8 protein-coding genes are annotated in these 15,897 nt (G+C 41.6%); 5 read left to right on the forward strand and 3 right to left on the reverse strand.

What is annotated here, in order from left to right:
• Positions 1–84: 84 nt before the first annotated feature.
• Genes PQ469_RS06210 through PQ469_RS06220 form a run of 3 tightly spaced genes read right to left on the reverse strand, consistent with a single transcriptional unit; the run spans position 85 to position 4,249 of the window.
• A complete protein-coding gene (locus tag PQ469_RS06210) occupies positions 85–2,031 on the reverse strand; it encodes an alpha-amylase family protein (protein ID WP_274212155.1) in 1,947 nt (648 codons plus the stop codon).
• A 51-nt stretch (positions 2,032–2,082) separates the two neighbouring features.
• Positions 2,083–3,435: an MFS transporter gene (locus tag PQ469_RS06215; RefSeq protein WP_274212156.1), complete on the reverse strand. Its 1,353-nt coding sequence runs from the start codon at positions 3,433–3,435 to the stop codon at positions 2,083–2,085.
• A 43-nt stretch (positions 3,436–3,478) separates the two neighbouring features.
• The gene (locus PQ469_RS06220; RefSeq protein ID WP_274212157.1) at positions 3,479–4,249 is read right to left on the reverse strand and encodes a DUF6377 domain-containing protein; all 771 of its coding nucleotides are present in this window, start codon (positions 4,247–4,249) and stop codon (positions 3,479–3,481) included.
• Between the two features lie 324 nt (positions 4,250–4,573).
• On the opposite strand from PQ469_RS06220, the gene PQ469_RS06225 reads away from it, so the two are divergent.
• The 5 genes from PQ469_RS06225 (at position 4,574) to PQ469_RS06245 (ending at position 15,855) form a co-directional block, all read left to right on the forward strand.
• Positions 4,574–5,563: a LacI family DNA-binding transcriptional regulator gene (locus tag PQ469_RS06225; RefSeq protein ID WP_274212158.1), complete on the forward strand. Its 990-nt coding sequence runs from the start codon at positions 4,574–4,576 to the stop codon at positions 5,561–5,563.
• Positions 5,564–5,799: 236 nt separating this feature from the next.
• On the forward strand, positions 5,800–7,410 hold the full coding sequence (gene susR, locus PQ469_RS06230) for a SusR family glycan utilization regulator (RefSeq protein WP_274212159.1): 1,611 nt from the start codon (positions 5,800–5,802) through the stop codon (positions 7,408–7,410).
• 504 nt (positions 7,411–7,914) lie between these two features.
• Positions 7,915–10,929 carry a SusC/RagA family TonB-linked outer membrane protein gene (locus tag PQ469_RS06235; protein WP_274212160.1) on the forward strand — a complete coding sequence of 1,005 codons (3,015 nt, stop codon included), beginning with the start codon at positions 7,915–7,917 and terminating at the stop codon, positions 10,927–10,929.
• Positions 10,930–10,940: 11 nt separating this feature from the next.
• Complete coding sequence (locus PQ469_RS06240; protein WP_090651177.1) at positions 10,941–12,479, forward strand: RagB/SusD family nutrient uptake outer membrane protein; 1,539 nt, start codon at positions 10,941–10,943, stop codon at positions 12,477–12,479.
• A gap of 73 nt (positions 12,480–12,552) precedes the next feature.
• The gene (locus PQ469_RS06245; RefSeq protein WP_274212161.1) at positions 12,553–15,855 is read left to right on the forward strand and encodes a VCBS repeat-containing protein; all 3,303 of its coding nucleotides are present in this window, start codon (positions 12,553–12,555) and stop codon (positions 15,853–15,855) included.
• The last annotated feature ends 42 nt before the right edge of the window (positions 15,856–15,897 follow it).

Here is a 15,897-nt window from a genome sequence, read left to right on the forward strand (position 1 = left end):
AATGATATGTGCTACAAAATGAAAAGGACAAATGGTTGGAACATAGGCCGCCCAATAACTATCAAAAATATTGATGGATCGGGGTTATAAAACCTCCATTAAATGAAAACCAAAGGGCTCGATAATCAGGTATCCCCCACTACCGGCGATGTCGTATTCAATGCCGGTCCAATGGTCAGTTAGCTGTGTTGTAGTACCCTCATTTAACCCGAAAGCCGCCCATGCAAGATAGCATACCTCGTTACTGAAATTAAATACACCGTAAAAGGTTTTGTTTTCATAAGTCCTGGCGTAGCCTGCCACATGAATGTTATATGGCTTAAACCAAGCCAGGTTATTATGATCGGCCACGGCCGGTAATTTTTTGCGGATGGAGATTAACTTTTGAGTGCCCGAAAAAATAATATTTTCAACTGTTCCGGGGGTGTTTATAAGCTCGTTTTTATGCCAGTCAATTACCGGGCGGTGCATCCACCGGTTATCATAACTTTTAGTCTCATCGGTTAAATAGGAGTAGTCGTTTGTATAGCCGGCTTCATCACCATAAAAAATCATGGGTATGCCGCCAAGAAAAAAGCTGTGCGCCTGCATCAGTAAAATTTTTTGAATGGCCGTGTTTATTGCTCCTGTATCGTTACGTTGTATTGCCTTTTCAAGGCCGCATAATGAAGCCAGCGAACCGCTGATGCGGGCATCGCCGGTTTGGGGGTTGGCCGAAAATAAAGCGCCTGCGGATGGGCTCGATACAAAATTGCCTGTATAATAATCCTGCAAAAACCGGCGATGGCGGTACGGGTCATAACCAGCCCTCCTGATCATTTCATCATCGTAACCTAAACCAATATCGTCATGGCACCTGGTATAAGTAATCCAAGAGGCGCCGTATGGTTTTTGTTGCAATTGATTTTGCGCTGCAAGCATTACACGGGTATCGCCGGTGGCCAGCATATCCCACTGTAGTGCCATTTGGGTGGCGTTATAAGCAAAATCACATTCTTTGGCGGCAAACCGGCCACTGCCAAAGTACTTCATAATCTCGGCGGGGGCCACAATGGCTTCACCAAGCAGCGCCATCCCGGGCGAGGCTACCAATACGCATTGCTTAATAAGGCGCAACAAGGCATGTGCCTGCGGCAGGTTTTGGCAATTGGTGCCCAATTGCTTCCAGATAAACGCGGGTGCGTCAATCCGCAGAATATCTACACCCAGGTTGGCATAAAAAAGTACGATATCCAGCATCTCCAGGAACACAGCCGGATTGGCATAATTTAAATCCCATTGGTAGTGATGAAAAACCGTCATTACCCATTTATTACACTCCGGCACGTAAGTAAAATTCCCGGGTGAGCTTTCCGGAAAAATTTCGGGCATGCTTTGGTCGTATTGATCTGGAATTGCCCTGTCATCATACATGTAAAAATAGTCCTGGTATTTAGGGTCGCCATTTTTTGCCTTTAACGCCCATTCATGCTGGTTGGATGTATGGTTAAGCACAATATCCGTCATGAGGTACATTTGTTTGGTGTCCATCTTCCGTCGCAGCCGTTTTAAATCGGCCAATGATCCAAACCGTTCATCTATCTTCCTGAAATCGGATACCGCGTACCCGCCATCGCTTGCAGCCGGCGGGCTTTCAAACAGGGGCATCAGGTGCAAAAAGTTTACCCCCAGTTTTTCAAAATAGGCCAGTTTATTGCCCAGGTTGCCTAATGTGCCGCAAAACCTGTCGACATATAAACTCATGCCGGTAATTTGGTTGCTTAAAAACCAGTTGCCCTCTGCAGCTTTTGCTTCATCTTTATTTTTAAACGCCGCCGGCCTTTTTGAATAGGCTTTGATGATATTTAAGAACAGTTGTTCAAACACAGGTGCAGCGGCCGGGTGGCTGCCGTAGATCTCCTTATAAAGGTCCTGGATGGTATCGGCGCTGGTCATCAGCCGTATGTAAAATGCATTGTCGGTGCCGGCTATATCAAGTTTGTATTGGTTTAAAATACTGTTAACCTGCTGATGTAATTGATGGTTGTACACGATTATAATTTTTATCCAAAAATGGGTTGATAAAAGAAGTTGTCCATATCGTTAATGCACTGCTCCGGCTGGTACTATCACATCATCTGTAATGGTATCTTTTTTAATGCGTATGGTTGCTGCGGCTGCAATTAATAATAGCACCCCTGCAAAAGTGATGGCATTTAAGGGGTTATCGCCCAGGAAATTTTTATAAATAAAGCCAAAACTGATGGTTTGTAATATCATAGGTATAACAATCATCATGTTGATGATGCCCATGTAAACGCCATAACGCTCTTTGGGGATGCTGCCTATTACCATAATGTAAGGTACGCCCATCATGCTGGCCCAGGCTATGCCAAAACCCACCATTGGTGCAAAAAGCAAATTTCTGTCGGTAAGGTGCGGGAATATCAGCAAGGCGGCACCGGCCATCAGCAGACAACCAATATGCACGTACTTGGCGCTGAACTTGTGTGCAAGCCAAACCAAACCAAACGCCGAACAAAAGGTAACTATATTATAAAATCCGTTTACCTTGCCCGCCCATACTACGGCCTGCTCATACAACTCTTTGTTACCATCGGGCGTGGTATGAAATACCGATTTAGCTATACTTAACGATACAAACTGCCAGTAGCAAAACATGGCATACCATTGAAACAGGTACACCAATGCCAGTTTCCACATAGTGCCAGGCATATCTTTAATAGCTGCAAAAATTTCTTTTACCGGTTCGAAAAGGCCTCTCTTCCTGCTCCTTAGTTCGGCCAATTCTGCTTCGGTAGGCGGGATCTCGGGCGTAGTGGTTACCGACCAGATGACCGAAACGATAGAGCAGATGGCACCCACAAAAAACGACCCGAAAACCCAGTAGGGGATACCTGACTGCCCATCGCTGGTTTTTGTACTGCCCGATATGATATTTTTAAAAAAGCCAAGGGATAAGTTGGCCAGGGTAATACCCAGGCCGGTAAAAAAACTTTGTGTTAAAAAGCCAAAGGCCCGTTGCTTTTCGGGCAGTTTATCGGCAATAAAAGCCCGGTAAGGTTCCATGGCGGTATTATTGGCTGCGTCTAATATCCATAGTAAACCAACCGCCATCCATAGCGCCCGGCTAAAGGGGAATGCAAACAGGCAAAGGCTGCAAAAAATGGCGCCTACTAAAAAGAAAGGCTTACGCCGGCCCCAGCGCGGGTGCCATGTCCTGTCGCTCAGTGCACCAATAAGTGGCTGGATGAGCAAACCTGTCATTGGCCCTGCTAAATTGAGCAGTGGCAGGTCTTCGGGCCGGGCGTGCAAAAAAGTATACAACGGGTTTATAGCCGTTTGCTGAAGCCCGAAACTATACTGGATACCAAAAAAACCGACATTCATGTTAATGATTTGCCAGAAACTTAAACGGGGTTTTAAAACGGACATGGATGGTTGTTAAATTGTGATGAGTTAAGAACGTATAGTATATTTAAGCTGATTTCACATAACGGCCGGCTTCATCAAATGAAGCTTTAAACAAAGTACCCCCCTCCGTGTCATCGGCAGGCATATTAAGCCTGGCCTTAACGCGCATTTTATAAACATAGATGGTATTGGCCGAATATTCTAAAATACCGGCGATGGTTTCGCAATCGGTAATGCCCAGTTTCATGAGGGCAAAAATGCGCAGTTCGGTATTTAACTGCCCGATGCGTTTGGGCCATATCTGGTCTTCCTTTTTCAGCATCGCGTTAAATTCCATAACAAAATTGGGGAAGGCTTTTAAAAAGTACTTGTCAAAGTCGCGGCAAAGCGATTTGCGTTCGTATTTAACGTCTATGTCGTCAAAACAGGGAAGTATATCGCGGTAGTTTTTTACAGCTAAGTGGCGTTTTATGCTCCTGTGTAGTTTTTCAAATTTGGTAATATAGTTTGATACCAGGCAAACAAAGTGCCCTATATGATCGGCCTTGCTTTGCCCGTTCTGCTCTATTATTTCATTTAAACTAAGCAAGCGCGATTGCTGCTCCGCTATAATATCCTGCTGAAACTTTATTTGTTTTGATAATGCATAAGCTCTTAGTATACAGGCAGCCGATACCAATACCGATATTGCCAGGGTTATAGCGATGCCGGTATTTATTTGCGGCACATGAAACATAAGTGCTGGAATATCTTTTAAAAAAGATGTTCCGCCTATCTCTAAAAGATACGTATAGCAAAAAAATACAAAAACGGCGGCAGTATGGTGTATGCTCATCTCTTTGGTAATTTTGACTGACAAAAAAGGAAACTGGGTTATAATTGGTAATACTTTTTAAAAGTAGGCTTTAGCTTTCATGTTTTATACGCATAGCAAACAAAATAAGGTTTGTAATAACCTGCAAACGTTTGCGATAATGTTTGTTGTTGAAAAATAGTTAAGGAAATACCGTTTTAAGTGTTGGCTAAATGGAGTGATAAATTGAATATGGGTGTTGTTTAACAGGATAATAGCAATAAGCGGCACGGTTTAAAAGCAGGCACCTGAATTGAAACAAAAAAATGTACTACTTTTAATAATCGATTATAAACAACCAATGCTATGCCCGATATAACTTTGAAAAAACTTGCCGAAATGCTTAATTTAAGTATCTCTACGGTTTCGCGGGCACTTAAAGACCATCCGGACATCTCAAAAGAAACCAGGCAAAAGGTTAAAGAGCTTGCTGCCGTTGCCGAATATGAGCCTAATACCTACGCCATTAACCTGCGGACCAACCAAAGCAAGGAATTGGCAGTAATTATACCAACAATAGCCAATGATTTTTACCAGTCGTTCATCAGTTCGCTTGAAGAAGAAGTGCGGTTGTATGGTTATTCGTTGATCATGCTGCAATCCGGAGACGATCCGCTTATTGAGCAGCAAAACCTGAAGCGGTGCAGGCAGGGGAGGGTTTCGGGTATATTTATTTCGATAACTACTAAAACTACAGATATCAGCAGCTTTTTTAAACAAGGCGACCACCCTATCCCCATTATTTTTTTTGATAAGGTGCCCGCGTTTGAAAATTGTATTAAAATATGTGTTGATGATGTAATGGCAGCAACTATAGCCGCCAAAACATTAATGGCTAAAAGCAAACAAAATATCCTGGGCGTTTTTGGAAATGAAGAGTTATCCATCACCAAAAAAAGGCTAAGCGCTTTTACCGAAACATTGGAGGCGGATAATCCGGGGGCCAGGTTAACCATTCATCATGCAAGCTCAATAAATGAATCTTTTAATGTTGTAATGAATGCCTTAACGCATCAACAGCCAGACGCTATTTTTTGCATGAGCGACGAGGTGCTGATAGGGGTAATGAAAGCTATACAAACCCTGCAGTTACGTATACCCGGCGATGTTGGTGTTATAGCTATAAGCGAGGGCCAGGTACCTACATTTTATTACCCGCAAATTACCTTTATTGAAACCAGTGGCTTTAAGCTGGCAAAAAGCGCTTTTGTAAAAATGATGGCCTGCATAGCCGGAAGTACCGGTATGCAGGAAATAAAAATTAACGCTGTCCTTGTAGAAGGTGGTTCGCTTTAATATGCTGCACGGGCAGCACCGCAATATGCCCGTATGGTTTAATTATGTTAATAAAGTAAGCCATAAAGACTGCTCCTTTATATATCTTTGAGATATAAACCCGTAATTTCAATTTCATAGTAGTAAAATAAAAGAAGATCTGTACCGGACGCTGTTTTTATCGTTGCAGCTTATTTGAATATTGTTCTGTGAAGGGCGGGTTAGTTAATGTGTTTAAACCTTTGAATTATATAAGCATGAAGTATTTTTTCTGTTTCTTATTGTTATTAAGTTCTTTATCAACATTTGCATCTGATGCAACAAATAATTTACTTGAAGAATTAAAAACGGAGATTGGAAAAAAAGGTGCTTACGAGCGTATTAAGGAGTCGCGGATTAACAGGCTGAAAGTATATAGGGCAAGGCTATCCAAAAATGATTATGATGGGCAGTTTTCTACATTAAACAGTATCTACAGCGAATATAAAGGCTACCAGTTTGATTCGGCATATGTTTATGTGGATAAGATGATAGCCTTAAGTAAACAACGTGGCGATAAGCAAGGCGAATATTACAGCTACGTTAAAATGGCTTTTATCCTGCTGTCATCGGGCATGTTTCACGAAGCTTTTGATTATTTGCATAAGGTTGATGTTAAGGTTTTGGAGACCCCGGCCAAAATTGATTATTATTTTTTTTTGGGCAGGTGTTATTACGATATAGCTAATTATAGCAACGACAAATATTTTACGCCCGGTTACATTACAGCGGGCAATAAATCTATCGATTCGGCCATATCTTTTTGCGGCGATGACTTTGTGAGCCGTAATTATCTGCTGGGTTTGCAAAAGCTGCAGGAACGTAACTACGTTCAGGGCAAAGTTTGGTTTGGTAAGCTGCTCGAAAAAAACATGGTAATAACCATGCACTTAAGGGCAATGGTTTCCTGCTCATTGGGAATGATTTACTTACAGGAAAATCAAAAAGAGGAGGGCATTAACCTGATGATCCAATCGGCCATCGCCGATATCAAATCTTCTACGCGCGAAACCGTTGCCCTTTATACCCTTGCCGACCTTTTATATAAAAAAGGAAATATAAAAGACGCTTATAGTTTTATACAATTGGCCAAAGAAGATGCCGATTTTTATGGAGCAAGGCAACGAAAAATCCAGATAGGATCAATATTGCCAATTATTGCCGCCGCCGAACTCAATAACTCCGAACATCAGAAAAACCGCTTTCTCATCCTGTTGATTACGCTAACGGCCCTGGCCTTACTGGTGGTGTTTTTCCTGGTGATGATTGTTAAGCAGCTTAGAAAACTGAAAACTAAGGAAAAGATAATAGAAGGGAAAAATGCACAGCTTAATGATATAAATGGCAAACTCCTTGTAGATGCAAAGATTAAAGAAGAATATATCGGGCAGTTTTTTAAAGCGATATCGGGATATATACTAAAGCTCGAAAACCTGAAGGTATCTATCGAGGCTAAAATCTCGATGAAAAAGTACGATGCCATTACCTCACTCATCAATAATATAGATATTAAAAAAGAGCGGGAGAATTTATACTATAGTTTTGACCATATTTTTGTGAAAATATTTCCAAACTTTATTAATGTATTTAACAGCCTGTTTGACGAAAAAGATCAGATTTGGCCACAGGAAGATGAGTTATTGAATACCGATTTAAGAATATTTGCGCTTATCAGAATGGGTATTGCTGATAACGATACTATTGCCAAAATATTAGAATATTCTGTGAATACCATCTACGTTTATAAAATGCGTATCAAAGCCAAATCGCTGCACCCCGAACAATTTGAGCAGCGCATCATGAACATCAAACCATTTGACATCAGTTAATTTTTTTTAAGCTTTAATAGGTGTTTATGAAGTTTAAAAACCGCTCATCAGGTAATTTAGTACCAAAATTTGTTAAAATAGAGGTAATAAAAACTTTATATTTTTATCGGGGCATTGTTTTTTAAATTCCTGATAATAAGGAATATAAAAAATAAAAACAGCGAAAATGTTTATATAAATTTAAAATTATCCGCGTTTTACCAATCTTGTGTCCTACATCACATTTTTCTACTGCTTTAATAACTAAATTGCATAAGATTTTTAGGTGTAATATTATAAACCATTACATTTTCAGTAACCAGTATTGTTAGTTAAGTTCTCGGTGATGCCATTTTGAATTGGTTTTAAACGAGAATTTTTAACGTTTAATTAAGTATTTTTTTTTCAAGATCTCAATTGAAAATACTTACAATATATACCGGTTGCTAATTTGAAAGGTCATTTTTATCAGCCCAAAAAGTCTAAACCAGTTAATTAAACCAATTCAACTAAATCTCTGTAATTATGCAATTTAAACACTTACTCAAAGTATGTTTCTTTGCCGTAATTTATCTTTTCTCGGTGCCAGTTATGGCCCAGAATAAGATAATTACCGGAAAAGTAACTGACAAGAAAGATGGATCTCCGTTAATAGGGGTATCAGTTAAAACTTCATTAACCTCCCCGGGTGGCGCGATAACCAACACCGAGGGCGAATATCGTATTTCAGTTCCCGGGAACGCTACCGTTTTGGTACTAACATATGTTGGCTATGTTAGTCAAACTGTTAATATTGATGGCCGCACAACAGTTAATGTTACGATGGATGCTTCCAGTAAAGCATTAAACGAGGTTGTGGTTATTGGATACGGATCGCAAAGAGTAAAGGATGCAACAGGTTCTGTTGCTTCGTTAAGCACTAAGGATTTCAACAAGGGTGTTATTGCAACACCTGAACAATTGTTACAAGGTAGAATTGCCGGTGTACAGGTTACCCCTTCAAGTGGCGAGCCAGGTGCCGGTGCAACTATTAACATCCGTGGCGCAAGTTCTATTCGTTCAAGTAATAATCCGTTATACGTAGTGGATGGTGTTCCTCTTGATAACGGTGGCACAGCAGGTGGTTATGATAGCGGCGCAGGTAGTTCTTCAGCCCGTAACCCTTTAGCCTTTATTAATCCTGCCGATATCGAGAATATCAGTATATTAAAAGATGCATCCTCTGCTGCTATTTATGGTTCGCGCGGTGCAAACGGCGTTATTTTAATTACAACCCGTAAGGGCCGTAAAGGTGCAGGTATTCAATTTGGCGCAAGTACAAGCGTTTCCAATGCGGCAAAACGTTATGACTTGCTTGGCAGGGAAGATTTCCTGACAGCCGTTGCGAGTGTTGGTGCGGACGCTACTTCGGTTGATTACAAAGGCAACACCAACTGGCAAGATCAAATTTTGAGAACAGCTATTTCTCAAAACTATAACATAGCATTTGGCGGGGCTAATAACACAGGTAATTACCGTTTTTCTGCAGGATATGATGATCAGCAAGGTATCGTTAAAAAAACCGATTTAAAGCGTTTTAATGCACGTTTAAATGCTTCTCAATCATTATTTAGCGGCCGTATCAAGTTCGATCTGCAATCATTGTATTCAAATGTAAAGGATCAGTTTGCGCCTATCACCAATAACGCCGGTTTTAACGGAAGCTTAATAGGTGCTGCTTTGCAAACTAACCCTACTATCCCTGTTTATGATGATAAGGGAAGGTATTTTGATATCAACGGATACGATGACCAGGGATTTCCGAAAAATAACAGTTTCAGAAACCCTGTATCAATGCTTAACCAGATAGATGACAGGGACAATATTAACCGTTTTCTTAACAACCTAACGCTTACTGTAAGACTTGTACAGGGCTTAACATATAAGGGAAATATAGGGCTGGATCTTTCCCGTGGTTTAAGAAAAACATTTTATGATCCAACAATAGTTGGTTTTACAGATCAAACCAACATCAGGGATTTTAATGTACCGTCTGCTACCGGTAATGGCCGGGGTATTCTGCAGCATACCGAACTTACCAGTATTATTACCGAACACACGTTAAACTACGAAAAGAAGTTTTCTGATAATAGTAGTTTAACTGCATTGGCCGGTTATTCATATTCAAACTATAAAAACTACAGCCGTAACGATTTTGGCTGGGGAACTGCAACTTCTGGCCAGTTTGTTAAAAACTACAATGATTTCAAAAATCATTTAGCTTACCCGGTTGGTGATAGTAGTAGTTACAGGTTACAATCGTTTTTTGCACGTGTTAACTACTCATATAAAGATAAATATATCTTAACAGGTACACTCAGAAGAGACGGTTCAAGCCGTTTTGGCAACAATCATAAATATGGTAATTTTCCGGCGTTGGCAGCAAAATGGCGTATCAGCAATGAAAGCTTTGCTCCCAAAGGTATATTTGACGATTTAAGCCTTAGGCTGAATTATGGACAAACAGGTAACCAGGAGTTTCCGTCATATGCATCGCTTGCTTTAAGGCAACTTAATTATTACGGTACGTCAAGCACGCCACTAAATGCTGCAAACCCCGATTTGAAATGGGAGACCCAAACAGCCTATGGCGCCGGTATAGACTTCAGCATACTTAACGGCAGGATATCTGGTACGGTTGATTATTTTAATAAATCTCAAAAAAACCTCCTTTTCTTACAGGATTTAGCACAGCCAGCTGCCAGTACAAGGTATTGGGTTAATTTGCCAGGTAACGTGCGTAACACAGGTGTAGAAGTAGGTTTGCTTTTGCAAGCTGTTCAGGGTAAAAAATTCAGCTGGGATATTAATTATAACATGACGTTTGTTAAAAACCGCATTGAAAACTTTGGTAACCGCAACGTAATAACCGGTAACATAGATGGCCAGGGCTTATCTGGTGCATATGCACAGTTTTTCGGAAACGGATATCCGTTGTATGAGTTTAACGTATCTCAGTATAATGGCTTGGACGCTAATGGATTTGGTATCTATCCAAATGGTATTGATGCGGCAACACCTCATGGTAGCCCGCTTCCAACCTTCCTTGCTGGTATCAATAACACTTTTACATATGGTAACTGGATGTTAAGTTTCTTCCTGAATGCACAAACAGGCTTTTATATTTACAATAACACAGCCAACGCATTCTTTTACAAAGGTAACCTTGTTAGCGGCCGTAACGTGACAAAAGCAGTTGCTTCAACCAATGAAAATCCTTTAAACTCTGGCGAAGTATCATCACGCTTCCTTGAAAAAGGCGATTTTTTAAGAATGAGCAACGCGTCTCTGGGTTACACATTCCCGGTTAAGCGAATGGCAATCAAATCACTGCGTGTTGCAGTCACCGGCCAAAATCTTTTCCTGATAACCGGTTATAGTGGCCTTGACCCGGAAATTAATACCAATAAGGAACGAAATGGTGTGCCTTCAAGAGGGATAGATTATACTTCTTATCCAAGCGCACGCACATTTACATTAAGTTTAAATGCAAGTTTTTAATATAAATTAGTATGAAAAAAATTACATCAATAGCAGTTACCTGTAGTCTCCTACTTTTGAGCACTATGGGCTGCAAAAAGTTAGACGAGACCGTTTACGGTTCCAAGTCTATTGACAATGGCGGAGCGGCAAGCGCTGCCGATCTTAACGGCGTTTATTCACAATTATTCGGACAATCAGATCAGGCAAATACTTATGCTCTACAAGAGCATCCTACAGATGAAATGATGGGGCCGACACGTGGTACCGATTGGGGAGACTTTGGTACGTGGCGCAAACTTCACACGCATACCTGGACACCATCGCACAACCAGGTTAATGATACCTGGGACCAATTAAATATCGGTGTGTTTCGTGCTACGCAGGTTATTTCAAGAGCAACTACAGACCAGATTAAGGCTGAAGCCAGCTTTTTGCGTGCATACTTTATGTTCCAGATAGTTGACTTGTATGGCCAGGCCCCTTTTCGCGATCCCAATGCTTCAAACTCGTCTATTCCTAAAGTTTACAGCCGCTCAGAAGCTACCGCATTTATTATAGCCGACCTGGAGTTTGCGGAATCAAAATTAGGTGCGTCTGCCAATATCGGCATTGCCAGCAAAGCCGCAGCAGAGGCGCTTTTAGCCAAAGTTTATTTAAATAAAGCTGTATATACAGCAACTACAGTTGGCGGGCCCTTTACGTTTGCAAAAGCCGATATGGATAAAGTTATTGAGTATGCAAACAAAGTTACTGCTGCTGGTTATTCTTTGGAACCGGCCGGCAAATACTTCCAGGACTTTGCCTGGGATAACACTACTCAATCGCATGAAAACATCTTTGGTATCTATAATACAGTAGATAAAGTACAAGGCTCGGCCAAAAATCGTTGGAAGATGGGCTTGCATTACAACCAAACACCAGATGGATGGAATGGCTTTACTACGCTGGCCGATTTTTACAAATCATTTGAAGCTACAGACGAGCGTAGAGGTGTTGATTATCCGGGACTTACCGACAAAGTTGGTTTAAGAGCAGGGTTTGCTGTTGGCCAGCAATATGGCCCTAAGGGCGTAGCTTTAAAGCAACGCGGTGGAAAACCACTTGTTTTTACTCCCGATGTAAATCTTAATTATTCAACAGAAGCACAAGGTATCAGGGTATTCAAATACTTTCCGCACCCGAATGCTGATGGAACAGTTACCGACAGCGGCGAAGATAATGACTATGTAATATTACGTTACGCCGATGTTATGCTTGAGAAAGCAGAAGCCATTATGCGTGGTGGTACCGATCCAAGCGGGCAAACTGCACTGGCTATCGTAAACGCTATTCGCGTACCGCGCGGAGCTACTCCATTGGCAAGTGTTGATGCTGCAGCTATGCTGGCCGAACGTGGTCGCGAACTTTATTACGAAGGTTGGAGAAGGAATGACCTGATCCGTTTTGAAAAATTCAATGATCCGGTTGATCAGCGTCCGTTAAAGACAGATAAATCAAAAACTTTGTACCCTATCCCTCAGCGTGCTGTGGATACCAACCCTAATCTTAAACAAAATCCAGGTTATTAATATATTGGGGTTTATTTGATTTATAACAGAACGTAGCGGAAATTTTCCGCTACGTTTGTTTTTTGCTGATGATATGATGCTATTTAAAAAGTGGTCTTTTGTTTTTGCAGGAGTTGTGTTATTATGGAGTTGTAACGGTGGTGGAAAAAACACGTTGTTTTCATTACAACCCAACGATGAAACAGGCATAACTTTTATAAACCAGTTAACCGATCAGGACCGCACCAACGTATTTAGCTACCGCAACTATTATAACGGCGGCGGCGTTGCCATTGGCGATGTTAATAACGATGGGCTTAATGATGTTTACCTTACTTCAAATACCGGGGGTAACCAGCTTTTTATAAATAAAGGCAACTGGAAATTTGAAAACGTTACAGCCAAAGCAGGTATAAAAGGCACCAAATACTGGAGCACCGGCGCAACCATGGTTGATATTAATGGCGATGGCTGGCTGGATATTTATGTTTGCCACAGCGGCAACGCCCGTGGTAAAGAAAAAGGGAACGAATTATTTATTAACCAGCACAATGGCACGTTTAAAGAGGAGGCCGAAAAATATGGCCTGGTAGATAATGGCTTATCAACCCAGGCCATATTTTTTGACTATGATAACGATGGCGACCTGGATTGCTTTGTGTTGAATAACTCGTTCAGGCCAATTGGCTCTTTTGATTTCAGCAAGAACCTGCGCGAGGTAGTTGACCCACTGGGTGGCGCGCGTTTGTACCGTAATGATGGCAGCCATTTTACTAATGTAACCCAACAGGCCGGTATTTTTTCAAGCGATATAGGTTTTGGCCTTGGGGTATCCGTGGCCGATGTTAACCAGGATGGTTACCCGGATATTTATGTATCAAACGATTTTTTTGAACGCGATTACCTCTACATCAACCAAAAAAACGGAACTTTTAAAGAGGATATCCAAAACGAGACCGGCCACCTGAGCCTGGCATCTATGGGCTCGGACATTGCCGATATTAATAACGATGGGCAGTATGATATTTTTACTACCGAGATGCTACCCGAAGGTGATAAGCGCCTTAAAAAAATGACCTCGTTTGAATCGTACGATGTGATCAAGGCCAAACAGCACGATGGCTATTATAACCAGTACATGCAAAACTGCCTGCAGGTAAATAACGGCGATGGAACTTTTTCCGAAACGGCCTTTTACTCGGGCATAGCCGCTACCGACTGGAGCTGGGGCGCGCTTATGTTTGATATGGATAACGACGGCTGGAAAGATATTTTTATCTCCAACGGGATTTACAAAGACCTTACCGACCAGGATTATATCGAATTTTTGGGCAATCGGGATAACATGGCCAAAATAGCCGCGGGGCGTAAAAAGTTCGATTTTAAGGATTTTACAGATAAAATGGTATCAACGCCTTTGTCAAATTACGCCTACCTCAATAACCACAACCTTACATTCAGCAATAAAGCTGCCGATTTTGGTTTAGATAAACCTTCCTTCAGTAATGGTGCTGCCTATGCCGATCTGGATAACGATGGCGATAATGACCTGGTGGTTAATAACGTAAACATGCCTTTATATGTGTATAAAAGCAACGCCGAAAGGAACGGCAACCACTTTATTCAATTAAAACTAAAAGGTAGTGGGTTAAATACTTTTGGTGTGGGCACAACCATCAAAGCCTTTATGAAAGGCAGCGCGCTTATTTATTATAACCAGCCCACCCGTGGTTTTCAAAGCTGCACATCGCCCAATTTGCTTACTATTGGTATAGGGAAGTATAAACAGGTCGATTCGCTTCAGGTAATCTGGCCGGGCGGTAAATACCAGCTCATTAAAAATCTTAAAGGCGATAGCGTTTATACATGCAAACAAGTCAACGCAAATTTGAATTATAACTGGAACAAGCCGGTAATTAAATCATTATTTGCCGATGTAACCAAAGCCGTGTTTGATAGCATCCCCAAACACAAGGAAGATGATTTTATCGATTTTGATAACGAGCGGCTGATGCTGCAAATGCTATCTACCGAAAATCCTTACATGGCAAGTGCCGATGTGAATGGCGATGGCTTAACTGATTTTTATTTTGGCAGTTCGAAAAACGGATTTGCGGCCATCTACATACAACAAAAAAACGGCAGTTTTAAACAAACCATCCCCGATGATTTAGCTAAACAAAGCTACCTTGAAAATGCCGGTGCCGTATTTGCCGATTTTGACGGCGATGGCGACCAGGATCTCATCATTGGGGTAGGGGGCAATGCCGATGAAGCAGGTACACCTGTATATTTCCCCCGGTTTTATGAAAACGATGGCAAAGGGAACTTCCATCGTGATGCAAGCCGTACATTACATGCAGCGGTTAATGCGTCGATGATTGTATCGGCAGATTATGATGGCGATGGCCACCCCGATTTATTTATTGGCGGCAGGAGTGTGCCCGGGCTTTACGGCTGTTCACCACAATCATATGTTTTTCATAACGATGGTAATGGCCATTTCACCGATGTATCTGCTTCGGTATTAGGCAAGGATACCAAACTGGGCATGGTTACATCGGCCAAATGGGCCGACCTGGATAAAGATGGTTACCCCGATTTAATTGTAGCCGGTGACTGGATGGGCATCCGCATTTTCAGGAACAACAAGGGCAAATTTACTGAAGATACGCAACTGGCAAATTACAAAGGTTGGTGGAGCAGCCTGGAAGTAGCCGATGTAGATGGTGATGGCCACTTGGATATTATTGGCGGCAACATCGGGTTAAACTCCAAATTCAGGGCATCGTTTACCGAGCCGATGAAGATTTATATTAAAGATTTTGATAACAATGGCACAAAAGAATGCGTAACATCCATGTACCGCAGCGATGATATCAGCTATGTTTTTCATATGAAGCCCGATTTGGTTGGGCAACTGCCGATATTGAAAAAACGCTTCCTGCAATATGTGGATTATGCCGGTAAACCTTTTAATGAAGTATTTACCCCCGAGATGCTGGAAGGTGCCGAAACCCATGAGATGAACTTTTTAGCATCGGCCGTATTTTTAAATAACGGCAAAAAATTTACCTGTAAATTGCTGCCTGCCGACGCACAGTTATCTATGGTGAACACCATTTTGTGCGATGATATGGGTAGCGCCGGTAACACTAAAATAATTTTGGCCGGCAATTTTTATGGCTTTAAGCCCGAGATAGGCCGGCTTGATGCCAACCGCGGCCTGGTTTATCAATATAACAAAAATGGCTTTACCTATCTGCCCCCGGCAAAAACAGGGTTTGATTTGCGCGGGCAGGTACGGTCGTCGCTGGTTATTAAAAATTCAGTGGGAAGCAAATACTACCTGTTTGGTATCAATGACGAACCTTTAAAAGCTTATAAACTCCGTTAATATTCAAAATGTTGTTTTACAAAATATACAGATCATTGCCGG

Source organism: Mucilaginibacter sp. KACC 22773, from assembly GCF_028736215.1.
Classification (GTDB): domain Bacteria; phylum Bacteroidota; class Bacteroidia; order Sphingobacteriales; family Sphingobacteriaceae; genus Mucilaginibacter.

Excerpts from the sequence above, each read along its gene's own strand:
- PQ469_RS06235 (WP_274212160.1), top strand. The coding sequence starts at position 7,915 with ATGCAATTTAAACACTTACTCAAAGTATGTTTCTTTGCCGTAATTTAT.
- PQ469_RS06220 (WP_274212157.1), bottom strand. The coding sequence starts at position 4,249 with ATGAGCATACACCATACTGCCGCCGTTTTTGTATTTTTTTGCTATACG.
- PQ469_RS06240 (WP_090651177.1), top strand. The coding sequence starts at position 10,941 with ATGAAAAAAATTACATCAATAGCAGTTACCTGTAGTCTCCTACTTTTG.
- PQ469_RS06245 (WP_274212161.1), top strand. The coding sequence starts at position 12,553 with ATGATGCTATTTAAAAAGTGGTCTTTTGTTTTTGCAGGAGTTGTGTTA.
- PQ469_RS06225 (WP_274212158.1), top strand. The coding sequence starts at position 4,574 with ATGCCCGATATAACTTTGAAAAAACTTGCCGAAATGCTTAATTTAAGT.
- susR (WP_274212159.1), top strand. The coding sequence starts at position 5,800 with ATGAAGTATTTTTTCTGTTTCTTATTGTTATTAAGTTCTTTATCAACA.
- PQ469_RS06215 (WP_274212156.1), bottom strand. The coding sequence starts at position 3,435 with ATGTCCGTTTTAAAACCCCGTTTAAGTTTCTGGCAAATCATTAACATG.